Source organism: Streptomyces sp. NPDC091412, from assembly GCF_044756885.1.
Classification (GTDB): Bacteria; Actinomycetota; Actinomycetes; order Streptomycetales; family Streptomycetaceae; genus Streptomyces.
The window spans coordinates 131,955-155,212 of record NZ_JBIVTV010000005.1 but is presented as its reverse complement, the minus strand read 5'-3'; the positions used below and the strand labels follow the sequence as shown (position 1 = coordinate 155,212).

Here is a 23,258-nt window from a genome sequence, read left to right as displayed (position 1 = left end):
GGGGGGGGGCGCCGCCGGGGGGGGGGGGGGGGGGCGGGGGGGGGGGGGGGGCCGGGGGGCGGCCCCCCCCCGGGGGGGGGGGGGGGGGGGCGCCCCCCCCCCCCCCCCCGGCGGGTCACTTCTCGAAGACCTGGAACTCCGAGGCCCGGACGTTGAACGCCGCCGTGGAACCGGTGGCACAGTCCGTCACGTTGTTCGGGTCATTGTCCTGCTTGCCCGCGTAGGCGGGGTTGCCCACGCACTGGTTGGTGATCGCCTCGATGCGCAGGTCGGTGGCCGTGGTCGCCGGGATGTCGAAGCTGCGCATGAGCAGGTCCGGTGCCGCCGGACGCGGCTTCGGCGCGTCGAAGGCGTTCGCCGGGCTGAGGTAGACGACGTGGAACTGCTTGGGCTGGGAGCAGTCGACGGTCGCGGTGCGGGTGCAGGCCGAGACCTCGAACTGGCGCAGCGCCGAGAAGCGGCTCTGACTGCCGGTGTCGCCGCCCGGGTCCTTGCTGTCGGTCGGCCGGTTGACGGCGCTGACCTGGATGCGGCGGACCTTGGTCGGGCCGTCGACGGCCAGGTGGACGTAGACGCCCTTGCCGGTCACCGAAGTGCCGGTCTTGTCACCGACGTACGCCCAGTTGGTGCCCTCGTCGTCGTCGATGAGCTTCGCCGCGTTGTACCCGTCGCCGGTCGCGGTGGCGCCGGCCGCCGCCGAGGCGAGGTTGGGCTGCATCTTCACCTTGACGGTCTGCTTGGAGGCGTCGTCGACCTGGAAGTCGAACCGCGTCAGGCCGTAGCCCGGGGCGACCGCGATCGCGTCGTACTGGCCCTTGGTGAACAGCGCCTTGTTGCCGAGGTCGGGCGCGGTACCGGCGATCGGCGTGGTCCGGGCGCTGAACCGGCCAATGTAGATCCGGGCGTTGGGGATCTCGTCCCCGCCGTTGACGACCTTGAAGGTGATGTTGCCGTTGGCGCCGGTCGGGGTGGCGAAGTCCGCGTGCGGCCGGGTGTCGCTGGTCGAGGTGGCGGTGGCGTCGATGCCCATGCCGCGCTTGGCGAACGCGGCCCACATGACGTCGAGGTCGGCGCCGTGGTAACGGATCTTGTCCGCGGCGAGCATCGCGTCACGCGCGTCGATCATGGTGATCTTGCCCGTGCCCATCAGCAGGTACGAGTCGAACATCAGCTGGATCCAGCGCCGGCCGCCACCGCAGGCGTCGACCGAGGTCTTACCGGCCGCGCACGAGGCGAGCACCTTCTTGGACGGCTCGCCGTACTTCCCGACGAGCGCCTGACGCACCTCGTACTGCACGGCGTTCCAGATCTCGCCGTCGGAGTGCACCTCCGCCCCGCCCATGTCGTAGCCGAAGTTGGAGTAGTTGAGGGGGCTGCGGTCGATCGCGAAGTTGCGGATGCCGCGCTCGTTGTTGTCCGTCACGTACGGGCCGACCACCCACGGGTCCACCCCGTCCGGGACCGCGCCGGTCTCGATCAGCCGCTCGGTGGCGACCAGGTCGCTCCAGGACTCGCCCATCGAGCCGCCGTGCGTACCGGAGATGCCGGAGGTGCCGCCGCCGATCATGCGGTTGGTGATGGCGTGGGTGTACTCGTGGCCGATGACGGAGGCGTCGAAGTCACCGTCGGCGCACCGCCCGTAGAAGGCGCCGGCCAGCGGCTGCCACAGGTACATGTTGGTCAGGGCCACGCCGCCGTCGGCGCCGGTGCTCTGATTGGCGTTGTTGCGGGTGCTGGGGTTGCTGCCGCCGGAGCGGGCCACGCCCATCTCCGGGTCGCCGCCCTTGCCGCCCAGGTCGTAGTTGTCGTGCTGCATGTTCCAGGTCTTCTCGGTGAACCCGAGCTGGTACGAGAAGTCGTGCATCACGTTGTGCTGGGCGAACAGGTTGCCGATCGCCGCGTCGCGGTCCGGCTTCGCGGGGTCGGTCAGCACCTTCGGGTCGCAGCCGCTGGCGTGCCAGGCGTCGGTGTAGGAGTAGTCGTAGACCCGGTCGGCCCGCACGTCCGGGGCGATGCCGAGCCAGTTGCGCCCGGTGGCCGTCAGACCGTCGCTGGCGAAGGCGTTGGAGCCCAGCGTGGTGCCCAGCTTGTAGGAGGTGCCGTAGGTACCGCCGCCCTCACCGGAGGCGATGTCCCAGGCGTGGTGCGGAGTGCCCGGGGCGGAGTCGCTCATCACGCGGTCGCAGCCGGGGGCGGCCACCCAGCACCAGGTCTCGCGGGTGTCGGTGGACGAGTCGTCCAGTGGGGGAGAGAAGGGGAAGACCTTCCACTGCGGATTGCCGTCGTGGCCGTCCGCGACGCCGTCCTCGACCAGGGTCCGGCGGGCCAGTACTTCGCCGGTGCGGGCGTCGACGACGCTGTCGTACAGCTCCGGCTCCTCGCCGGCCGTACCGGCCTGCACCTGGTAGGCCGAGCGCACGGTGCCGTCGGGGTCGGCGATCACGACGGGGCGCACGATCTGCTGTCCGGACAGGCCCGAGGCCTCGAACTTCCGCCACTTGTCGGCGCTGTCCGCCGCGGTCAGCTTGCCGGGCGCCATCCCCACGTCGGCCAGCGCGGCCTTGATCGCGTCCTGCTCCGACAGGGTCGCCGCCTTCGGTGCGCCGGTGACCGGTGCCAGTGCGCCGGTGACGCTGACCACGGTGCCGTCGACCACACCCACGGAGACCTGGCCGTCCCGGCCGAACGGCTTGCCGTCCACCTCCTGGGCGAGCAGCACCGCGGCGCCCTTGCCGATCGGGGTGCTCGACACCAGCTTGAGGTCGTCGACCTGGTCGGCCGGGATGCCGAACAGGCCCGCGTTGGCCTTCAGGTAGGCTCGGGCGGTCTGCTCGGGCTTGGTCGGCAGCCCCTTCGCCAGGGCCAGGCCGTCGCCCTCCGGCACGACCGTGGTCGGGGTGCCGTACCGGCTCCAGCTCACCCGGGCGCCGGCCTTGGCCGCCGCGCCTCTGGCTTTGCTCGACGGGGCTCTGTGGGCCCCGGGCAGGTCCTTGTCGGCCTTTCCGTGGCTGTGGGCGCCGGGTGTGCCCGCGCCGGAGTCCGACGACCGCGGCTGAGCCGGGCCTGGGTCCGCACCGGCGGACGGTGTCTGGATCACCGCGACGATGCACGCCGTGGCCACCGCCAGGACAGTCCGCCGCACACGTGTGGAGCGTGTGGAGTATGTGCGCACTCGTACCCCTCTCCTCATGGAAGGACCGGACGGGGATTGCCCGTCCGGCACTCGCGGAGAGTGGCACGCGGCGCGGCACCGCCGGAATGATCGTGCATGGCGGAAACATGACAATGCAGAGTTCCGCCAGGGGCCGCCGCCGGATGCCGTCGGATCGCCGGGTTGAATGGTGAGGTTCCGGACGCCGACGGGCGGCGGCGATCGACCCGACCAGCACCCAGGCCCTCGTGCCCGGCCCGCCCCCTCCTCCGTCTCAGGCCGCGCCGAATGCCGCGAAGGCCCAGCCCGTCGCCTGGTGTGTCGCGTCGTCCGGCAGCGCGGCCCGTGCGTCGCGCAGTGCCTCGGCCAGGGAGAGTCCGGTGTCCAGGCCCTTGTGCAGGGCGAGCATCAGGGGAACCACCGCCTCGTCGTTGACGGGGGCGCTGCACGCCACCACCCCGGCGGTGCCCAGCGGCAGCAACGCCGTGACCAGGCCCAGGAGTTCGTCGGCGCCCACCGAGGCGAACCGGGCGGTGTCGCAGCAGGACAGGATGATCCGGTACGGACTGCGGTCCAGACGCTCGAAGTCGTGCACGATGAGCGGGCCGTCGGCCATCGTCAGCGACGAGAACAGCGGGCTGTCCGCACGGAAGGCGCCGTGCGCGGCGATGTGCGCGAGCGTGGCCCCGTCCAGCTCCCGCAGCACCCGCGACACGTGCGCGTCGGCCTCCTCCAGCACGGTCGGCGTGCCGTAGCGGTCGGCGAGTTCGGGCACCTCCGCGCCCCCGGTCGCCAGACCCGGCCCGCGCACCAGCACCCGGCGGCCCCCCGGCGGCGGTTCGGTCTCGTGGGCGCGCAGCCAGCTGCTCGCCGACGGCGACACGCTCAGCACCCGCTCCCGCAGTGACGGCAGCAGCGCCCACGGCACCCGGTGCAGCGAGCCCGGCGGCACCACCACGACCGGCCCGGAGCCCAGATGCCGGGCGGCCGGGCCGAGCAGCAGCTCCTCCAGGCGGCGCCCCGCCGCCTCCACCAGCGGCAGCCGGGCCGCCGCCCCCGGGTGGGCCAGCCGCCGCAGTCCCGCCTGCACGTGCTCGGCCTCCGTCACCGCGTCCGCGAGCCGCCCGGCCTCGAAGCGCCGTACCCGTCCCCCGCCGCACAGCAGCACGTGCACCCGCCCGTCCAGCACGGCCAGTTCGACCAGTCGCGCCTCCCCGAGCCGCGCCAGCAGCCGGTCGGGGTCGAACCGGTCGCCGCCGCCCGGCGCGTCGCCGCGCAGACGCAGGGTGCGGGAGCGGATCTCCCGCTCCAGACGGCGCTGTTCGCGTTCCAGGGCGGGCACCGGGTGGCCGTCCTGGCGGGCGTCCTGCGCGCGGGCGGCGATCTCACGGAAGGCGGTCAGCCCGCTGAGCAGGGCCGGGTCGGCGGGCGGCCGGGTGGGCGGCGCGGACAGCACGGTGGCCCGCCAGCGCTCGCTCCACACCAGCAGCCGCCGCGGCTCACCGGAGGCGAGAGCCGACTCCTGTGCCAGCGCGGCCAGTTCGGCGCCCTGCGCGGTCGCCCGGGCACGCAACTCCGAGGCGCCCAGCGTCATCCGGTGGTCGTCGAGCACGTCGAGACCGCGTCGGCACGCCTCCAGCACGCCTCGGCGGGAACCCGCCGCCCGCGCCCGCAGTGCCTGCGCCGCCCAGCCCGTCATCCGGGCGAGCGGCGGTCCGCCGTACCGGCTGCGCGCGGCGACGGCGAGATGGCTCTCGGCGTCCGCCGGCCGGCCCAGGGCGAGCGCGATCCGGCCCGCCAGCAGCGACGCCTCGGGCGCGGCAGGCGAGCCGAAGGAGGCCAGCCGTTCGGCCACCGCCGCGGCGTCCGCGACCAGCCGCCCCGAGCGGCGCCCGTCGGCCACCCGGGCCTCGATCAGCACCAGCCGGGCGTGCGTCTCCCACCAGGTGCGCCGCTGCCCGGCGAACAGCCGCACGGCCAGCGCCGCGCGCGCGGTCGCCGTGTGCGGGTCGTCCGCCAGCCGCGCCGCCCGCGCCGCGGCCAGCAGCAGTTCCGCCTTGCGGGTCGACTGGCCGCCGATGCCGTCCAGTTCGGCGATCGCCGCGTCCGCCCCGGCCAGTGCCTCGGGGGCGAGACCGGCCGCCATCAGGACCTCACAGCGCCGGATGTCCAGCATGAACGTCGGCGTGCCGAGCTTGGCGTACTGCTCCTCGGCCTCGTCGAGGAGCCGCAGCGCCGCCGGGATGTCGCCCTGCCGGAACGCCGCCAGTCCCCGGCTCTCCACGGCGTCGGCCTTGTCGTGCTCCTGGCCGGTGGTGTCCCACAGCGCCTGCGCCGCGGTGAAGTCGGCGTCCGCCCGTTCCACCGCGCCCAGCGCCAGGTGCACCGTGGCCCGCAGCGTCAGCGCCCGCGCCGTCCAGATCACGTCACCGGCCTGCCGCAGCACGGGAATCGCCCGCCGTACGTCCTCCAGCGCCTCACGGTGACGGCCCAGCACCCACCACACGTACGCCCGCCGGAACAGCACCCGCGCCCGGGTGTGGCCCGTCCCGCGCGCGACCCCGCGCTCGAATGCCACGAGTCCCTGCCGCGTGCGCCCCGCGTGCACCAACGCGACCCCCAGCGTGGCCAGTACGTCGGCCTCCCGCTCGGCCGAGTCGGCGCGCGCCGCCAGATCCCGGGCCCGCCGCAGATGCCGCAGGGCCAGCCGGGTGTCGCCGAAGTCCCGCTGCCAGATGCCGATCACCTGGTGCGCCACGGAGCCGTGCAGCGGCGGCGGACCGGCCTCCAGCAGCCCACGGGCCCGCGCCAGGGCCTCGCCCGGCGCGGCGAACACCATGGGCAGCAGTTCGAGGACCGAGTCGCTTCCCGTTGTCACGCGTCGGATGGTAGTGGCCTGGTGGGGCGCCTGGAACCGGCGCATGCCGGTTGGCGCTGTATCAAGTGTGAGCCCCACGGCTCAGACTGACGACCGTCGCACCAACGGGAGGACACGCCATGGCACCTCAGCGATTCCGTGAGCAGTTCGCTCAGATCCAGCGCTCGATGCCGGACGTGCCGCTCGCGATGGGCCCGGACGACGCCGCCGAGTTCTGTTACGAGAAGGGCGTCGTCCTCGCCCGCGACGGCGAGGAGGCCCGCCTGGTCGAGGACACCGTCCGCACGCATTTCACCGCGGCGCCCGACCTGACCGCGGACCGCGTCCGCCGGGCGGGCCCGGAGACCAACCGCACCGGCATCACCCGTATCCAGGTCGGCGACCCGGGCCGCGGCGACCGCGGCGGCGACCTCGCCGTCACGCACGCGCTGCGCGCCCTGCGCGAGCACGAGGGCAGAGCCGGAAGACGGCTGATCAGCCGCAACCATGTGGTGTCCATCGCGGTCAACGCCTGCCCCGGCGACGAGCCGGTGCCCGCCCCGCTCGCCCAGGGCCCCAACCCGGCGCCCGCCGAGACCGCCTACGACGGGGACACCGCCGTCGGCGTCCTCGTCGTCGACACCGGCCTCATGCACGACTACCGCGCGGTCCCGATGCTGGCCCACGTCCAGGGCGACGCGCAGGTGGAGGAGACCGACGACGCCGGCGTCCTCCAGCAGTACGTCGGCCACGGCACGTTCATCGCCGGGCTGGTCGCGGCCGTCGCCCCCAACACCGACATCACCGTGCGCGGCACCCTCAACGACGCAGGCGCCGTGCTGGAGTCCGAATTCGGTCACCGGCTGTTCGAAGCCGTCGACGCGGGCGGCTGGCCCGACATCCTCAGCCTGTCCGCGGGCACCTCCAACGGCCGCACGGACGGCCTGCTCGGGGTGGACGCCTTCATGCGGGAACTGCGCGCCCGCGGCACCCTGCTCGTCGCGGCCGCCGGCAACAACGCCAGCGGCACCCCGTTCTGGCCCGCGGCCTACGCCGGCCTGCCGGACTACGCCGAGTCCGTGCTGTCGGTCGGCGCCCTGCGCGGCGACGGCGAGCACGGCGCCTGCTTCAGCAACCACGGAGCCTGGGTGAAGGCGTACGCCCCGGGCGAGCGTCTGACCAGTGTCCTCACCGGGTTTCAGACGCCCGTGCCGTACGTCTACCAGCACTCCACCTACGACGCGTGCCGGTTCGGCTTCTCCTACGCCTGCACCTGCCAGTCCCCGCGGCACACCGGGGTGCTCAGCGAGGCGGAGCAGAGCCCTCGGGCGACGGCGGACCAGGTGATGTTCGAGGGCTTCGCGCAGTGGAGCGGCACCTCCTTCGCCACCCCCGTGGCCGCCGGCATGATCGCGGCGCACATGACCGCACACAAGGAGCGCGACCCGCGCGCGGCCCGGCGCCAAGTGCTCGAGGCGAACACCGAATACGCGGAAGTACGCGGGGCGCACGTCCCGGCGCTGCGTCCGCCGACCTGGAGTCCGGTCCCCGTGGTCCGGCTCGCCCCGCCGGCATGAGGTCCGGAACAGTCCCCTCCACGGCGTACGATGACATGCCGTATTCGAGGGGTGAGTTCGTGGATCGTGCAGAAGTCGGCCCGCTCGTCCAGTCCGCCGTCGACGGTGACGCGGCGGCCTGGAAGGCACTGGTGGAGGGGCTGAGTCCGCTCGTGTGGTCGGTCGTGCGCGCGCACCGGCTCTCGGACGCCGACGGACACGAGGTGTACCAGACCGTGTGGTTCCGCTTCGCCCAGCACCTCGGGCGGATCCGGGAGCCCGACAAGGCGGGCTCGTGGCTGGCGAGCACCGCGCGCAACGAGTGCCTGAAGACGTTGAGGAGCCTCAGCCGGCTGACGGTGACGAGCGATCCGCAGCTGCTGGACCGGGTCAGCGAGGACCGTACGCCCGAGCAGTCGCTGCTCGACTCCGAGGAGGCCGCCGCACAGAGCGAGCGGATCCGCAGGCTGTGGCAGGAGTTCGAGAAACTCGGCGACCGCTGCCGCCAGTTGCTACGGGTGCTGATCGCCTCGCCGCCGCCGAGCTACCAGGAGGTGTCCGCGGCGCTCGGCGTGGCCGTGGGCAGTATCGGACCACTGCGCCAGCGCTGTCTGAGGCGTCTGCGCGCACGACTCGACGCACGGGGGACAGTGTGAGCGACGGAAGCGACACCCACGACAACGACCGCAACGGCGACGAACTCCTCGGCGGGGAAGAACCGTTCGACGAGGAGGAAGTGGTCGCGGGCCTGGAGGAGGAGTTGCGGCAGGCCGCCGCCGTCCTCGACCCGGTGCCCGACAGCCTGCGTCAACTCGCCGTCGAAGCCTACGCGTTGCGTGACCTCGACGCCCGGATCGCGGAACTGACCTTCGACTCGTTGGTCGACTCCATTCCGGTCCGGGGCGCGACGGACACACCGCGGATGCTGACCTTCCAGGCCGGTGAGCTGACCGTGGACGTCGAGGTCACCGGGGACGGGCTGATGGGGCAGGTGCTGCCGCCGCAGCAGGCCCGGATCGAGGTGCTGGCCGGCCCGCGGCGGCCGGGCCCCGCGCTCACCGCCGACGAACTGGGCCGGTTCACCGGCGAAGCGCCGCCCGCCGGCCCGTTCGCGTTGCGGCTGCGCGCGGGCGGCGAGGTCGTGGTCACGGAGTGGCTGCGGGCGTGACCGGCCCGGCGCGCCTCACCGGCTGACCGGCCCGGTGTGGCTCACCGGGTGACCGGGCCGGCGTGCCTCACCAAGTGACCGGCCCGGCCCGCCTCACCACCTGGCCGGCAAGGTCCGCGGGCTGCGGATCATCGTCCTCCGCCGCCGGGCGACCTGACCGGCGGTGACCGCGAGCGGCGGCCCCGGCAGCCGGTCGAGCGGCGTGTCGATCAGTAACTCGGCCAGGATCGGGTCGAACTCCGTGCCCGCCAGGTCGAGCGCGGGCCACTCGTGCCCCGGGGCGGGGCGCCCGCCTGCTCGCTCAGGGGCACGAGTGGCCCGGCCGGGCGGTGTCGTGGTGATGATCCCCTGCGTCGTACGGTCACCCCGGCCGATCCCGCAACGCTCGTCGCGGCGTGCTCCAGCCGGAGGTCAGCGGCCCAGACCGTCGACGAGGGCGGCCAGCGCCCCGGCGAGCCGGTCGAGGCCGGGGCCCGCGGGGCCGCCCGGCTCGGTCATGTACGTGTCCCGCCGGATCTCCAGCATCAGGGCGCCGACGCGGGCGTCCTCGCCGTGGAACTCCAGCGGGACGTATGCGCCGCTGAACGGGCTGTCCAGTCCCGTCCCGCCGCAGCGCGCGAACGCCGCACGGGCGAGCCCGGTCAGCTCGGGCGGGGTGTGGAAGGAGTCGGTGCCCAGGCACACGGGCGGCCGCGGACCACTGCCGTGCAGCTCGTAGGGGAGCGCGGCGCCGGGGTAGGAGTGCACGTCGATGATCACGACCCGCCCGGTGGCGGCCAGCCGGTCGGCCACGGCCTTCGTCATCGCCTCGGCGTACGGCCGGAAGTACCGCTCGATCAGCGGCTCCGGGTCGGTGTCCGCAGGCCGCAGGACTTCCCGGTGCGTGGTCCGCGTGTACACCGCGCCCATCCCGACGGCGAGCATCTCCTCCCGCTCGTCCGGAAACCGCTCCGGGTCCACCACCAGCCGCGACAGCCGGTTGACGAACCGCCACGGCGCAAGGCCCGCCAACTCGGCCGCCGCCTCGGCGATGCGGTCGGTGTACGCGTCGGTGATGTGGTCCAGTTCCCGCTCGAGCGCCGCGTCGTCCAGCACGATCCCGGCCCGGACGCCGTCCGGTATCGCCCGCGCCGCGTGCGGCACGTGCAGGATCACCGGCGACTCGGCGGCACCGGGCAGCAGTTCGAAGGACGGTGGGGTGTCGGGCATGGGGCTGTTCCTGTCTCTCTTCGCCTCGCCACGCGGTCTCGGCGCCATGGCCCCTCGATCCTGCCGCACCCCACTGACAACGCGGCTCAGACCGCCCCCAGCAGCTCCCGCACGAACCCTCCCACCTGCTCCGTCTCGATCAGGAAGCCGTCGTGGCCGTACGGCGACTCGACCACCCGGAGGCGGTCGGCGCCCGGGATGCCGTCGGCCAGTTCGGCCTGCTGGGCGAGCGGGTAGAGGCGGTCGGAGTCGACCCCGGCCACCAGCGTGGGGGCGGTCACCCGACCCAGGGCGGCGCGCACACCGCCCCGGGCACGACCGGCGTCGTGGGCGTTCATCGCCTCGGTCAGCACCACGTAGCTGGCCGCGTCGAACCGCCGTACCAGCTTGCCCGCGTGGTGGTCGAGGTAGGACTCCACCTGGTAGCGCCCGCCGTGCCACGGGTGCTCCGCGCCCTGCGAGGAGCGGCCGAAACGGAGCTGGAGTTCGGGCTCGCTCCGGTAGGTGACATGGGCGAGCCGGCGGGCCAGTCCCAGGCCGGCGTGCGGTCCGAGGCCGGTGTCGTGGTAGTCGCCGCCGCGCCAGTGCGGGTCGCTGCGGATGGCGTGCAACTGGACGTTCGCCCAGGCGATCTGTTCCGCGCTCGCCGCCGCCGTCGTGGCGAGCAGCAGCAGGGCACCCGTGCGCTCCGGGTACGACACCGCCCATTCCAGGGCCCGCATCCCGCCCATCGAGCCGCCGGCCACCAGGGCCCACCTCTCGATGCCCAGCGCGTCCGCCAGGTCCAACTCGGCTGCCACCTGGTCCCGCTGGGTCACGAACGGGAAGGCCCCGCCCCAGCACCGCGCCCCGTCGGGTCGCGGCGAGGCCGGTCCCGTACTGCCCTGGCAGCCGCCCAGCACGTTCGGCGCGACGACGAACCACCGGTCGGTGTCCAGCGCCCGGCCCGGCCCGACCAGCCCCTCCCACCAGCCCGGCGTGGGATGACCGGGACCGGCCGGCCCGGTGACATGGCTGTCGCCGGTGAGGGCGTGCAGCACCAGCACCGCGTTCGAGGCGTCCGGGGCCAGACTGCCCCACGTCTCGAACGCCAGCCGAACGCCCGCCAGTTCACCCCCCGCCTCCAGCGGCAGGGGCCTGCGGAGGCCGTGCCACCGACGGCGCCCCGGCGGATCTCCCGCCCGCCAGGCCCCGGAGGCCGGCGGGCAGGGGAGCGCGTCCGCGGGGGAGGCGAGCACGCTGTTCAGGACGCCCCCTTGGCCGCGCGGAAGCCGGCCTCCAGATCGGCCTTCAGGTCGGCGAGGCTCTCGATGCCGACCGACAGCCGCACCAGGCCCGGCGCGGTCCCGGTCGCCGCCAACTGCTCCTCGTCCAGCTGGCTGTGCGTGGTGGACGCCGGGTGGATGATCAGGCTGCGCACGTCGCCGATGTTGGCGAGATGGCTGAACAGCTCCACCCCGTCCACGAACCGCTTGCCCGCCGCGACCCCGTCGCGCAGCTCGAAGGAGACCACCGCCCCCGCGCCCCGCGGCAGGTACCTGCGCCCCGCCTCGTACCAGGGGCTGGAGGGAAGCCCCGCGTAGTGGACCGCGGACACCTCGTCGCGCCGCTCCAGCCACTCCGCGAGCGCCTGCGCGTTGGCGGAGTGCCGCTCGATGCGCAGGCTCAGCGTCTCCACGCCCTGAAGAAGCAGGAACGCCGAGTGCGGGGACAGCGCCGGTCCCAGGTCGCGCAGCAGCTGTACCCGCAGCTTGGCGGCGAACGCGCCCGGCCCGAGCGCCGGCCAGTAGCGCAGACCGTGGTAGCTGGGGTCGGGCTCGGTGAAGTCCGGGAAGCGGTCGGCGTGCGCGCCGAAGTCGAAGGTGCCGCCGTCCACCACGACCCCCGCGATCGCGGTGCCGTGCCCGCCGAGGAACTTCGTCGCCGAGTGCACCACGACGTCCGCGCCGTGCTCGATCGGGCGCAGCAGGTAGGGCGTCGGCACCGTGTTGTCCACGATCAGCGGCACGCCCGCCGAGTGCGCCACGTCGGCGACCGCCCGCACGTCCAGCACGTTGCCGCGCGGATTGCCCAGCGTCTCCGCGAACAGCGCCTTGGTGTGTGGCCGGATCGCGGCCCGCCAGGCTTCCGGGTCGTCCGGGTCGTCCACGAACGACACCTCGATGCCGAACTTCGGCAGGGTGTGCCGGAACAGGTTGTACGTGCCGCCGTACAGCGACGTACTGGAGACGACGTGGTCGCCGGCGCGCGCGACCGTCAGCAGCGCGAGCGTCTCCGCGGCCTGCCCGGAGGACAGTGCGACCGCGGCGACTCCGCCCTCGAGCGCGGCGATCCGCTGCTCGAACACGTCCTGGGTGGGGTTGTGGATGCGGGTGTAGATGTTGCCGGGCTCGGCGAGCGAGAACAGATCGGCGGCGTGCTGGGTGTCCCGGAAGACGAACGACGTCGTCTGGTAGATCGGTGTCGCCCGCGCGCCGGTCGCCGGGTCGGGCGCGGCCCCGGCGTGGACCTGCCTGGTCTCGAACGACCAGGCGGAGGTGTCGGGCCCGGCGGACGCCTCCTCGGGCGTGTGACCGGCAGCGACGGCGTCGATGGGCTGGGTGGGGTCGCTCATGGTGCTCCTCGTACGGAGTGCGGTGGCGCGGAATGCCACGGGTGTGCCGCAGGTCCCGGGGCATGCGTGAGCGCGTGCCGGAACCGCGGGATGAACGAGATGAGGGAGAGAAACGACGGAGGACCCGAGGGCCGTGACGCGACGGCGCTCCGCGGGCTCGTCAGCCGGTGAGGCGACAACCCGTGCTGGTGACACGTCCGTAGTCGACGTGGCGGCGGCTCACGAGCGCGATCATGCGACCCAGGTAAACACAGGGCTCCACGGCGCACCAGCGCCGGAGCGGGGATGACACGCAGCCGTCACAAAAGGGCTCCGCCCCGGCCGGCGGGATGCCGGTCGGGGCGGAGCGGTGAGGACTGCCGGGCCCCGGCGGTGTGCCGGGGCCCGGGTCGGCTCAGAGGGCGGCCAGCGCCTCGTTCCAGGTGGCCGACGGGCGCATGACCGCGGCGGCCTTGGCCGGGTCGGGCTGGTAGTAGCCGCCGATCTCGGCCGGCTTGCCCTGGACGGCGATCAGCTCGTCGACGATCTTCTGCTCGTTGGCGGCGAGGGTCTCGGCGAGCGGCGCGAACGCCTTTGCCAGACCGGCGTCGTCGGTCTGCTTCGCCAGCTCCTGCGCCCAGTACAGGGACAGGAAGAAGTGGCTGCCGCGGTTGTCGATGCCGCCGACGCGACGGGTCGGGGACTTGTCCTCGTTGAGGAAGGTCGCCGTGGCCCGGTCCAGGGTGTCGGCGAGCACCTTGGCGCGGGCGTTCCCGGTGGCCTCGGCGTACTGCTCCAGGGACGGCACCAGGGCGAAGAACTCGCCCAGGGAGTCCCAGCGCAGGTAGTCCTCCTTGACCAGCTGCTGCACGTGCTTCGGCGCGGAGCCGCCGGCGCCCGTCTCGAACAGGCCGCCGCCCGCCATCAGCGGGACCACGGAGAGCATCTTGGCGCTGGTGCCCAGCTCCAGGATCGGGAACAGGTCGGTGAGGTAGTCGCGCAGCACGTTGCCGGTCACCGAGATGGTGTTCTCACCGCGGCGGATGCGCTCCACCGACAGCTTCGTCGCCTCGACCGGGGACAGGATCTTGATGTCCAGGCCCTCGGTGTCGTGCTCCGGCAGGTACTGCTCGACCTTGGCGATCAGGTTGGCGTCGTGGGCGCGGCCCTCGTCCAGCCAGAACACGGCCGGGTCGCCGGTGGCGCGGGCGCGGGTGACGGCCAGCTTCACCCAGTCCTTGATCGGGGCGTCCTTGGTCTGGCAGGCGCGGAAGATGTCACCGGCCGAGACGGTCTGCTCGAGCACGGCGTTGCCGGCCTGGTCGACCAGGCGGACGGTGCCGGTGACCGGGATCTCGAAGGTCTTGTCGTGGCTGCCGTACTCCTCGGCCTTCTGCGCCATCAGACCCACGTTCGGGACCGAGCCCATGGTCGACGGGTCGTACGCGCCGTGGGCGCGGCAGTCGTCGAGCACGGCCTGGTAGACGCCCGCGTAGCTGGAGTCCGGGATGACCGCGAGGGTGTCGTGCTCCTGGCCGTCCGGGCCCCACATGTGGCCGGAGGTGCGGATCATGGCCGGCATGGAGGCGTCGACGATCACGTCGGAGGGGACATGCAGGTTGGTGATGCCCTTGTCGGAGTCGACCATCGCCAGCTCCGGGCCCTCGGCGAGTTCGGCGTCGAAGGAGGCCTTGATCTCGGCGCCCTCCGGCAGGTTCTCCAGGCCCTTGTAGATGCCGCCCAGACCGTCGTTCGGGGTCAGGCCGGCCGCGGCGAACGCCTCGCCGTACTGCGCGAACGTCTTCGGGAAGAAGGCGCGCACCACGTGACCGAAGACGATCGGGTCGGAGACCTTCATCATCGTGGCCTTCAGGTGCACGGAGAACAGGACGCCCTCCTGCTTGGCGCGGGCGACCTGGGCGGTGAGGAACTCGCGCAGCGCGGCGACGCGCATCACGGAGGCGTCCACGACCTCGCCCTTGAGGACGGGCACGGACTCGCGCAGCACGGTGGTGGAGCCGTCGTCGCCCTTCAGCTCGATGCGCAGCGCGCCGTCCTCGGCGATGACGACGGACTTCTCGGTGGAGCGGAAGTCGTCGACGCCCATCGTGGTCACGTTGGTCTTGGACTCCGCGGTCCAGGCGCCCATGCGGTGCGGGTGGGTCTTGGCGTAGTTCTTCACCGAGGCGGGGGCGCGGCGGTCGGAGTTGCCCTCGCGCAGCACCGGGTTCACCGCGGAGCCCTTGACCTTGTCGTAGCGGGCGCGGATCTCGCGCTCCTCGTCGGTCTTCGGGTCGTCCGGGTAGTCCGGCAGCGCGTAGCCCTGGCCCTGGAGCTCCGCGATCGCGGCCTTCAGCTGCGGGATGGAGGCCGAGATGTTCGGCAGCTTGATGATGTTGGCCTCGGGCGTCTTGGCGAGCGCGCCCAGCTCGGTCAGCGCGTCCGGGATCCGCTGGTCCTCGGCGAGGTACTCCGGGAACACGGCGATGATGCGCCCGGCCAGCGAGATGTCACGCGTCTCCACCGCGACACCCGCCTGCGAGGCGTACGCCTGGACCACCGGCAGGAAGGAATACGTCGCCAGGGCCGGGGCCTCGTCAGTGTGTGTGTAGATGATGGTCGAGTCAGTCACCGGGTGCTCCGCTCCACGTCTGCAACATTGCTCGACATCAAGATATCTCGTGACGGTCCCCGGCTCGACAGGGGTCCGCCCCGGATCCGGAGGGGTGGCTCACTCGTCCCTGGTGGGCTGGCTCAATCGTTCCTGGAGGGCGACTCACTCGTCCGCGAACGAGCCGTGCCGTCCCGCCCCGGCGGCGAACCGGGCCGCGCCCTGAAGGCCCTCGGCCAGTACGCCCCTGCCGTGCCGGAACTCCCCGCGCAGGGCCGACATCTCGTCCAGGGACTCCTGGTCCAGGACCGAGGCGCGGTCCGCACGCAGGCAGGCCTGGGGAAAGCCGGCGAGCCGGGCGGCCAGCCGCTCGGCCTCGGCGCGGGCATGTCCGGTGGGGACGAGCCGGTTCGCCAGGCCCATCTCGTACGCCTCCCGGGCCGGGACCGGCCGTCCGGTCAGGATCATGTCCATGGCACGGCTGGTGCCGATCAGCCGGGGCAGCCGTACCGTGCCTCCGTCGATCAGCGGCACGCCCCAGCGGCGGCAGAACACACCGAACACGGCGTCCTCCTCCGCCACCCGCAGATCGCACCACAGCGCCAGTTCCAGACCGCCCGCCACGGCATGGCCGGCCACCGCCGCGATCACCGGCTTGGACAGGCGCATCCGGGTCGGCCCCATCGGCCCGTCGCCGTCCTCCGCGACCCGGTTGCCCCGCCCCGTGCCGACCGCCTTCAGGTCCGCGCCCGCGCAGAACGTGCCGCCCTCGCCCCACAGCACCGCCACCCTGGCCTCCGCGTCGGCCTCGAACCGGCGGAAGGCGTCGGCGAGTTCGGCGGCCGTCGGGCCGTCCACCGCGTTACGGGCCCCGGGCCGGGACAGGACGACCGTGGTGACGTACCCCTGGCGCTCGATCCGGACCGGCATGGCGGCGACCTCCTGGTGCGTGGTGGGACGGCAGGTTACTCCTCGGTCACCTCGTGCGGGAGACGGAGCCGCGGGGGAGGGGGACGGTCAGATGACCTTCAGCCGTACCAGCGCCCCCAGCGTGAGCGCCCCCGGCAGCAGCGGCAGCCACACGGTGATGATCCGGTAGGCGACCACCACCGCCGTGGCGACCGCGGCCGGCCCACCCGCCGCCACCAGCGCCACGACGAGCGCGGCCTCCACCGAGCCGAACCCACCGGGCGTGGGCACCAGCGCGACGGCGGTGGTGGCCGCCAGGTACGCCAGCGCCATGTGCACGGACGGCACCGGCAGCGCCAGCGCTCGCCCCACCGCGACCAGTGAGACCGCCTGAAGGGCCGGGAAGGCCAGCGAGCCGCCCCACAGCGCGAGCGCCCGCGCCGGACGGCAGTGCACCGAGCGCGCCTCGCTCAGCCCGGTGCGCACGAAGGAGGCGACCGCCGCGCGCAGCCGCCGTACGCACAGCGCCGCCCCGGCTGCGGCGACCAGGACCGCGCCCACGGTGTACAGCAGCGGACCGGCCACTCCCGAGGGCAGCAGACCGTCGAGCCGCAGCGCGTTCGGGAACGCGAGGAGCAGGGCGGCGAGCAGCGCCAGCCGGGCGATGCTCTCCGCGAGCATGTACAGCGCGAGCGCGGCGGAGGACCGGGCCAGGGAGACCCCGCACACCGTCAGGAACCGCAGGTTCACCGCGCTCGCCCCGAGGCCCGTCGGCAACAGGTGGTTGGCGGCGCCGGCCGCGAACTGGGTGGCGAGCAGCCGCCGTCTCGGCAACCGCTGGACGACCGCGCCCTGCCGGGTGACGGCCGCCGCGACCCAGGTCAGACAGGTCGTGCCGACCGCGGCCAGCAGCCACGGCCACTCGGCGCTCCGCAGATGCGCGAAGCCCTCGGCCAGCACCGACCGGTGCCGCACCGCGGCCACCGCCACGAGCAGCACCGGCAGCAGGCACAGCACCTGGCGCAGGGGCAGGCGCCGCGGGAGCCGCCCTGGCCGCGGCTCGCGACGTTCGGCCGCTGTCACATCCGGGGTCACATCCGGAGAGGGTTTCCCCGCCGCGCCAACGGCGGATGGCGGAACCGAGGACGGCGCCTTACGAGCGGAAAGCGGGTCGGGAGGAGTCGGAGCCGTAGGGGTCTTCGGGGTGCGCACATTGACCTCAACGATGCTTGAGGTTCTAGGTTCTTCTCCATGAGCATGGAGACCACCGCCTGGACGCAGCTGCACAGCGTCATGACCGCCCAGCAGGAGCGGCGTCCGCTCGCCCGCGCGACGCTGCGCCGTATCGGCGCGTTCGCCCGGCCCCACCGCCGCCGTATCGCGCAGTTCGTCGCCCTCGGGGTGGTGACCGCGCTGCTCGCGGTGGCGACCCCCGTACTCGCCGGGCGCGTCGTCGACGTGATCGTGTCGCGGGGCGACCAGGGCACGGTCGTACGCCTGGCCCTGCTCATCGCCCTGATCGCGGTGGCCGAGGCGGCGTTCGGCATCCTCGGCAGACGCCTGTCGGCCACGCTCGGCGAGGGACTCATCCTCGATCTGCGCACGGCGGTGTTCGACCATGTGCAGCGCATGCCGGTGGCGTTCTTCACACGCACGCGTACGGGGGCGCTCGTCTCCCGGCTCAACAACGACGTCATCGGCGCCCAGCGGGCCTTCAGCAACACCCTCTCGGGCGTCGTCAGCAACGTGGTCACGCTGCTGCTGACCCTCGCCGTCATGCTCACCCTGTCCTGGCAGATCACCCTGTTCGCCCTGGTGCTGCTGCCGGTGTTCGTGGTGCCGGCCCGGCGGATGGGCAGCCGGATGGCCCGTATGCAGCGGGAGGCGGCCACGCTGAACGCGGCGATGGGCACCCGGATGACGGAGCGCTTCTCCGCCCCCGGCGCCACCCTGGTCAAGCTCTTCGGCCGCCCGGAGCAGGAGGCGGAGGAGTTCGCGGCCCGCGCCGCCCGGGTACGGGACATCGGCATCCGCACGGCGACGGCGCAGTCCGCCTTCATCACCGCGCTGACCCTGGTGTCCTCGCTGGCGCTGGCCCTCGTCTACGGCCTCGGCGGGTACTTCGCCCTGCGCGGCACCCTGGAGCCGGGCGCCGTCGTGTCGCTCGCCCTGCTGCTGACCCGCCTGTACGCGCCGCTCACCGCGCTCGCCGGGGCGCGCGTGGAGGTGATGAGCGCCCTGGTCAGTTTCGAGCGGGTCTTCGAGGTGCTCGACCTCAAGCCGCTGATCGAGGAGAAGCCGGACGCCCGCCAGGTGCCCGAGGGACCCCTCGCCGTGGAGTTCGAGGGCGTCCGCTTCGGCTACCCGTCCGCCGACAAGGTCTCCCTCGCCTCACTGGAGGAGGTCGCCGGCCTCGACACCCGCGACGGCGCCGAGGTCCTGCACGGCGTCTCCTTCCGCGCCGAGGCCGGACAGACCGTCGCCCTCGTCGGCTCCTCCGGCGCCGGCAAGTCGACGATCGCGCAACTGCTGCCGCGCCTGTACGACGTCGACGAGGGCACCGTGCGCGTCGGCGGCGTCGACGTCCGCGACCTGACCTCGGCGTCCCTGCGGGCGACCCTCGGCATGGTCACCCAGGACGGCCACCTCTTCCACGACTCCGTGCGCGCCAACCTGCTGCTGGCCCGCCCCTCGGCGACCGACGCGGAACTGTGGGACGCCCTGCGCCGGGCCCGCCTCGACGACCTCGTGCGCTCCCTGCCCGACGGCCTCGACACCGTCGTCGGCGAGCGCGGCTACCGTCTGTCCGGCGGGGAACGCCAGCGCATGACCATCGCCCGGCTGCTGCTGGCCCGCCAGCGGGTGGTCATCCTCGACGAGGCCACCGCCCACCTCGACAACACCTCGGAGGCGGCCGTCCAGGAGGCGCTGACCGAGGCCCTGGACGGCCGGACCGCGGTGGTGATCGCCCACCGCCTGTCCACGGTGCGGGCCGCCGATCTCATCCTGGTCGTCGAGGGCGGACTGATCGTCGAGCGCGGCACCCACGACGAACTCCTGGCGGCGGACGGCCGGTACGCGGAGCTGCACCGCACGCAGTTCGAGCAGCGGGCCGAACAGGCGCGGGAGGCGCGGGAAGCGAGGGTGGCGCCGGAGGCCGTGGTGGCCGGGGAGGCGGTGGCGTAGGCGGCACCTGGTACTGGCGGCCGCCCGGTCACCGCGAGGGCGCTCTCATCGCGTGGGCGGCTGCCGGGTGTGCCGTGTACGCCGTGCCTGCACCAGCAGAGGCACCAGGGAGAGCACGACGAGCACGGCGACCATGACCAGGAGGTAGTCGCCGATGCGGGGGACCGACGCCCCCAGGCCGTATCCGGCCAGCACCAGGCTCTGGGTCCAGAGCACACCCCCGACGGTCGCCCAGAGAGTGAAGGTCCGCGTGGGCACGCCGAGCGCCCCGGCCGCCGGGTGCAGCACGGTCCGCAGCATCGGGATGAAGCGGCCGATCACGAGCGCCTTGCCCTGCCCGTAGCGGGCCAGGAGCTCCTGCGCCCGCGCCGCCCGCTCCTTCAGACGCCGGTTGGAGGAGCGGGCCAGCAGGGTCCGCCCGCCCCGCCGCCCGAGCAGGAACCCCACCTGCCCGCCCGCCACCGCGCCCACGGCGGCGCACACCAGCACCTGCCACAACGCCATCCGCGGTGTCTGGCCGTCGGTCTGCGCGCACAGCACACCGGCCGGGATCAGCAGGGTGTCACCGGGAAGGAAGAAGCCGACCACGATCAGACCCGACTCCGCGAAGGTCACGACCAGGACCCCCAGCGCACCGAAGGCGGCCAGCACCGAGGCGCTGTCCGTCGGGTTGACGGCGAACACCGTCATCGCCTCATGGCCCTCCTCACCGTGCGCACGTCGGGCCCACTGCTGGATGAGTACCCATGCCGTACCGGGCGGCGGTACGGCCGGTCGCGAAGTCGAGTACAGCAGGCATCACAGACATCATGGGTGATACGCGATGCCCATTGCCTGTCGGTGTTGAGGTCGAACCGCACACCGGAAGCGGTCCGGGGGCGGCTTCGCTCAGCTCTCCAGTCTGCCGATCGCCTCGTCCAGCCACTTCCTCTCCTCGGTTCCGGTGGCACGGGCGATGCGCAGCATGCCCTGCCGGAACAGGTCCGGTGCGTCCTCGGCCCGTACTGGCTCACCGTCGCGGTAGAAGAAGCTCGCCGGGGTGTCGAGGAACGTTTGCCGGCGACGGAGGACGGCCGCCTGCTCGGCACGGTCCGGAAGGTGCCGCAAGAACGCGAGCAGCGTGAAGAACCGCTGCCCATCGGTGACTTCGACTTCCTTGGGGCTCCTCAAGCGCTCCAGAAGCTCCGTGCGGCCCGCCTCCGTGAGGGACAGCGTCCGGCGGTGCGCGGCACCACTTCCGGGCTCGGTGCGCTGCTCGATCAGGCCCGCCTTCACGAGTCGGGTGATGGCCGGATAGAGCGCGCCGTCGCTCACGGGGCGGATGTGACCGCTGAGGCCTTGGATGCGCGCCTTCAGCTCGTAGCCGTGCAGGGGCGCTTCGTAGAGGAAGCCCAGGATCGACAGCTCCAGCATGAACAGGTCCCCTTCGGTGCCATCCGCGCGCTTGTCCACTCGGCGCCGCCATGCTACCTCTTTTCGCTGTACCTCGAATCGAGGTACAGCGAAAAGAGGGGGGAGTGATGAGTGCAGCGGAGCACCGTCACAGGCTGGTGTCGCTCGCGCTTCCGGTCTACTTCGAGCTGCTCGCCGGGGTCATGGCCGGAATCATCAACATGGTGTGGGTGGCCCGGCTCGGCGGGCAGGCCGTCGCCGCGGTGGCAGTCGCCACGAATGTCGAGAACCTGCTGCTCGGCGTCATCCTCGTCGCCGGCTCCGGTACGACCGTGCTGGCCGCACGGGCCAGGGGGGCGGGGGATCCGGTGGCGCTCCGTTCCGCCGTACGCGGCGGCTGGGCGCTGTGGGCACTCGTCACACCCGTCGTCGCCATCGGCGGATACCTCTGCCGGGAGCCACTGGCCCAGCTCGTGCTCGGCGGCGACGAAGGCCGTTCACTGGCCCTCGCCACCGGGTACTTCTCGATCGCGCTGCCTGGGATCGCGGTGTTCTTCGCCACCAACGTCGTCGACGGCGTCCTCAAGGGCGCGGGCGACACCCGCACCCCGATGAAACTCTCACTGCTCGCGAACGGGCTGATCCTCGTGCTGGATCCCCTGCTCATCCTCGGTCTCGGACTCGGAGTGCGCGGGGCGGCGATCTCCACCGTGCTGGGACGGACGGCCGCGCTCGGGTGCGGTTTCCTCACGCTGCTCCGAAGCGGCGCACTCCCGCAGACCGGCGGAGGAACCTCGTTCCGCATCAAAGAACTGGGCACCGACGCGCGCAGGACGGCATCGACCGGTCTGCCGATGTCGGCCGACTTCGTCGTCAGAATGGCCGGGGCGCTCGCGCTCGTCGCCGTGGTCGCCCGGGTCGGCGTGAGCGACGTCGCCGCGTACGGGATCGCGGCCAAGGCGATGTACGTCGCCACGATGGCCTTCTACGCGGTGCGCCAGGCCGCCGCCATCCACACCGCCCACCAACTCGGCGCCGGTCACGACGAGCGCCGGACCATCGGACGCCAGGCACTGCTCCTGGCCGGGACGCTGGGGCTCGCAGCCGCCCTGGCCCTGCTTGCCACGGGACCGTGGATCATGCGGATCTTCGGCGCCGGGGGCGAGGTGGCCGAGGCGGGAACGCTCTATCTGCGCTGCGTGGGGCCCTACTTGGTATTGCTCGCGTGCTTCATCGCACTGGGCGGTGTGTTCGAGGGCAGCGGCGGCAGCCCGGCCCTTGCCCGGATCACCTCGTGCGGAGTGGCGCTGCAACTGGCCCTCGCGTACCCCCTGTCGGGGTGGGGCCTGCCGGGCATCTGCGCGGCCATGGCACTGTCGATGGCGTTGCAGTGCGGAGCCGTCGCCAGGACGTACAGGCACACGAAACAGCCCGGGACCGCAGGCGTGTAGGGCGGTTGCGTCGGCGGCGGCCTCGACGCATGCGCCGCCTTCGTCACCGGGTTGCCCGACCTGCCGGTTCCGGCGACCGGCAAAAGGCCCCCCGACGTGTATCAGCGTCGGGCCCGACCGCAGAATGATCGCCGAATCTCTGATAATGACGGCGAGGAGCACGGCTCATGGCAGGACCCACCGCTCAGCAGGACCCCGGACAGACAACAGCCCATGACGCCGCGCCCCCGGGGACCGAAGGGCTTGGGCAGCTGCGCGAGACATTCCTGCCGAAGCGCATCAGCACAGTGCGGATAGCCGCCGTCCTGTTCATGGGAATCGTCTCCCTGATCCTTCCGCCCCTCGCCGCCTACTTCTTCTGGCTCGCCTCCACAGCGCCCAACCTCTCGCGCAAGCAGGCCGCCCGTCGACTGCACCTCTTCGAGCACGGCCTGGCCGAGGTGGGAAGGAACGGCGAGGTCTCCGTCTTCCGCTGGGACTCGATGACGGTGCTCCAGGAGATCACCGAGCGGTACGCAAACGGCATCTACGTCGGGACCACCTACGTCTACACGCTCCACCGCGAGGACGGTACGAGGCTCAAGGTGACCGACTTCTACGCCCAGCCGGAGCGTTGGGGTCCGGCGTTCCAGCAGGAGATCACCCGGGCGCAGCTGCCCGGACTGGTCACCGGGCTGGAACAGGGCCGGACCCTGACCTACGGGAGCCTCTCGGTGAACCTGGGCGGTGTGGCCACGGCAAAGGGCAGCCTGACCTGGGCGGAGATCGAGAAGGTCGAAATCTCCCAGGGAATGCTGGTGCTGCGCAAGCCCGGCAAGAAGCTGCCCTGGGCCCAGGTGCAGGTCAAGAAGGTCCCGAACCTCTTCCTCCTCCTCGCCCTCATCGACCAGCTCCGATACGGCGGCCCGCGCCAGAACGCCTGACCACCGGAGCACGGGCAGCGCCCGGGGGCCGCTCAGAGTGGCCCCCGGGCGCTCTGCTGCAGCGGGCAGTTCCAAGGTCGCGCCCCGTCCGCGCGGTCAGATCCTCGACGGCCGGCATCCGTAGCCTGCCAAGGGAAGCCCGATGTACGTACGCAGCCTGTCTGAGTGGCCGGCGACACCGGCACCCCGCCCCAGCGCAGACGACGGAACCCCGGGCGAGCCGTGGCGGCCGCACACTCCGAGCGTTCGAGA

Annotated in this window: 16 protein-coding genes and 1 pseudogene; 6 read left to right on the top strand and 11 right to left on the bottom strand. The window is 72.8% G+C overall.

Translation table 11 applies throughout. The annotated features are described in order from the left end of the window. Positions 1-115: 115 nt before the first annotated feature. Both ACIQMV_RS15390 and ACIQMV_RS15385 read right to left on the bottom strand, forming a co-directional pair. The gene (locus ACIQMV_RS15390) at positions 116-3,142 is read right to left on the bottom strand and encodes a M36 family metallopeptidase (protein WP_402593100.1); all 3,027 of its coding nucleotides are present in this window, start codon (positions 3,140-3,142) and stop codon (positions 116-118) included. 283 nt (positions 3,143-3,425) lie between these two features. Then, positions 3,426-5,990 carry a CHAT domain-containing protein gene (locus ACIQMV_RS15385; RefSeq protein WP_402593515.1) on the bottom strand — a complete coding sequence of 855 codons (2,565 nt, stop codon included), beginning with the start codon at positions 5,988-5,990 and terminating at the stop codon, positions 3,426-3,428. Between the two features lie 158 nt (positions 5,991-6,148). On the opposite strand from ACIQMV_RS15385, the gene ACIQMV_RS15380 reads away from it, so the two are divergent. Genes ACIQMV_RS15380 through ACIQMV_RS15370 form a run of 3 tightly spaced genes read left to right on the top strand, consistent with a single transcriptional unit; the run spans position 6,149 to position 8,732 of the window. Then, positions 6,149-7,585: a S8/S53 family peptidase gene (locus ACIQMV_RS15380; protein WP_402593099.1), complete on the top strand. Its 1,437-nt coding sequence runs from the start codon at positions 6,149-6,151 to the stop codon at positions 7,583-7,585. A gap of 59 nt (positions 7,586-7,644) precedes the next feature. Next, positions 7,645-8,220: an RNA polymerase sigma factor gene (locus ACIQMV_RS15375; protein WP_402593097.1), complete on the top strand. Its 576-nt coding sequence runs from the start codon at positions 7,645-7,647 to the stop codon at positions 8,218-8,220. Continuing rightward, a complete protein-coding gene (locus ACIQMV_RS15370) occupies positions 8,217-8,732 on the top strand; it encodes a hypothetical protein (RefSeq protein ID WP_402593096.1) in 516 nt (171 codons plus the stop codon). The genes ACIQMV_RS15375 and ACIQMV_RS15370 overlap by 4 nt, the downstream gene beginning before the upstream one ends. A gap of 93 nt (positions 8,733-8,825) precedes the next feature. Here the strand turns inward: ACIQMV_RS15370 and ACIQMV_RS15365 are convergent. The 7 genes and pseudogenes from ACIQMV_RS15365 to ACIQMV_RS15335 form a co-directional block, all read right to left on the bottom strand. Further along, positions 8,826-8,951: pseudogene (locus ACIQMV_RS15365) on the bottom strand (cytochrome P450); the annotation flags it as partial. Between the two features lie 192 nt (positions 8,952-9,143). Next, positions 9,144-9,941: an N-formylglutamate amidohydrolase gene (locus tag ACIQMV_RS15360; RefSeq protein WP_402593095.1), complete on the bottom strand. Its 798-nt coding sequence runs from the start codon at positions 9,939-9,941 to the stop codon at positions 9,144-9,146. Between the two features lie 86 nt (positions 9,942-10,027). After that, positions 10,028-11,188, bottom strand: coding sequence for a homoserine O-acetyltransferase (locus ACIQMV_RS15355; protein ID WP_402593513.1), 1,161 nt, complete (start codon positions 11,186-11,188; stop codon positions 10,028-10,030). Continuing rightward, positions 11,185-12,555, bottom strand: a complete 1,371-nt coding sequence (locus ACIQMV_RS15350; RefSeq protein ID WP_402593094.1) for a bifunctional o-acetylhomoserine/o-acetylserine sulfhydrylase — start codon at positions 12,553-12,555, stop codon at positions 11,185-11,187. The genes ACIQMV_RS15355 and ACIQMV_RS15350 overlap by 4 nt, the downstream gene beginning before the upstream one ends. 394 nt (positions 12,556-12,949) lie before the next feature. Further along, complete coding sequence (locus ACIQMV_RS15345) at positions 12,950-15,166, bottom strand: NADP-dependent isocitrate dehydrogenase (protein ID WP_402593092.1); 2,217 nt, start codon at positions 15,164-15,166, stop codon at positions 12,950-12,952. Positions 15,167-15,310: 144 nt separating this feature from the next. Beyond that, positions 15,311-16,075: a crotonase/enoyl-CoA hydratase family protein gene (locus tag ACIQMV_RS15340; protein ID WP_402593090.1), complete on the bottom strand. Its 765-nt coding sequence runs from the start codon at positions 16,073-16,075 to the stop codon at positions 15,311-15,313. A gap of 87 nt (positions 16,076-16,162) precedes the next feature. Then, positions 16,163-17,137: a YbhN family protein gene (locus ACIQMV_RS15335; protein ID WP_402593088.1), complete on the bottom strand. Its 975-nt coding sequence runs from the start codon at positions 17,135-17,137 to the stop codon at positions 16,163-16,165. 174 nt (positions 17,138-17,311) lie between these two features. Between ACIQMV_RS15335 and ACIQMV_RS15330 the strand changes: the two genes are divergently transcribed. After that, positions 17,312-19,240: an ABC transporter ATP-binding protein gene (locus tag ACIQMV_RS15330; protein ID WP_402593511.1), complete on the top strand. Its 1,929-nt coding sequence runs from the start codon at positions 17,312-17,314 to the stop codon at positions 19,238-19,240. 45 nt (positions 19,241-19,285) lie between these two features. Here ACIQMV_RS15330 and ACIQMV_RS15325 read toward each other — a convergent pair whose 3' ends face one another. Together ACIQMV_RS15325 and ACIQMV_RS15320 are read right to left on the bottom strand one after the other, a co-directional pair. Next, positions 19,286-19,924: a DedA family protein gene (locus tag ACIQMV_RS15325; protein ID WP_402593509.1), complete on the bottom strand. Its 639-nt coding sequence runs from the start codon at positions 19,922-19,924 to the stop codon at positions 19,286-19,288. 204 nt (positions 19,925-20,128) lie between these two features. Further along, the gene (locus ACIQMV_RS15320) at positions 20,129-20,653 is read right to left on the bottom strand and encodes a PadR family transcriptional regulator (RefSeq protein WP_402593086.1); all 525 of its coding nucleotides are present in this window, start codon (positions 20,651-20,653) and stop codon (positions 20,129-20,131) included. Between the two features lie 107 nt (positions 20,654-20,760). On the opposite strand from ACIQMV_RS15320, the gene ACIQMV_RS15315 reads away from it, so the two are divergent. Together ACIQMV_RS15315 and ACIQMV_RS15310 are read left to right on the top strand one after the other, a co-directional pair. Then, entirely contained in the window at positions 20,761-22,083 is a 1,323-nt protein-coding gene (locus ACIQMV_RS15315) for an MATE family efflux transporter (RefSeq protein ID WP_402593085.1), read from the top strand. A 167-nt stretch (positions 22,084-22,250) separates the two neighbouring features. After that, positions 22,251-23,006 carry a DUF6585 family protein gene (locus tag ACIQMV_RS15310; RefSeq protein WP_401779661.1) on the top strand — a complete coding sequence of 252 codons (756 nt, stop codon included), beginning with the start codon at positions 22,251-22,253 and terminating at the stop codon, positions 23,004-23,006. Positions 23,007-23,258 lie beyond the last annotated feature (252 nt).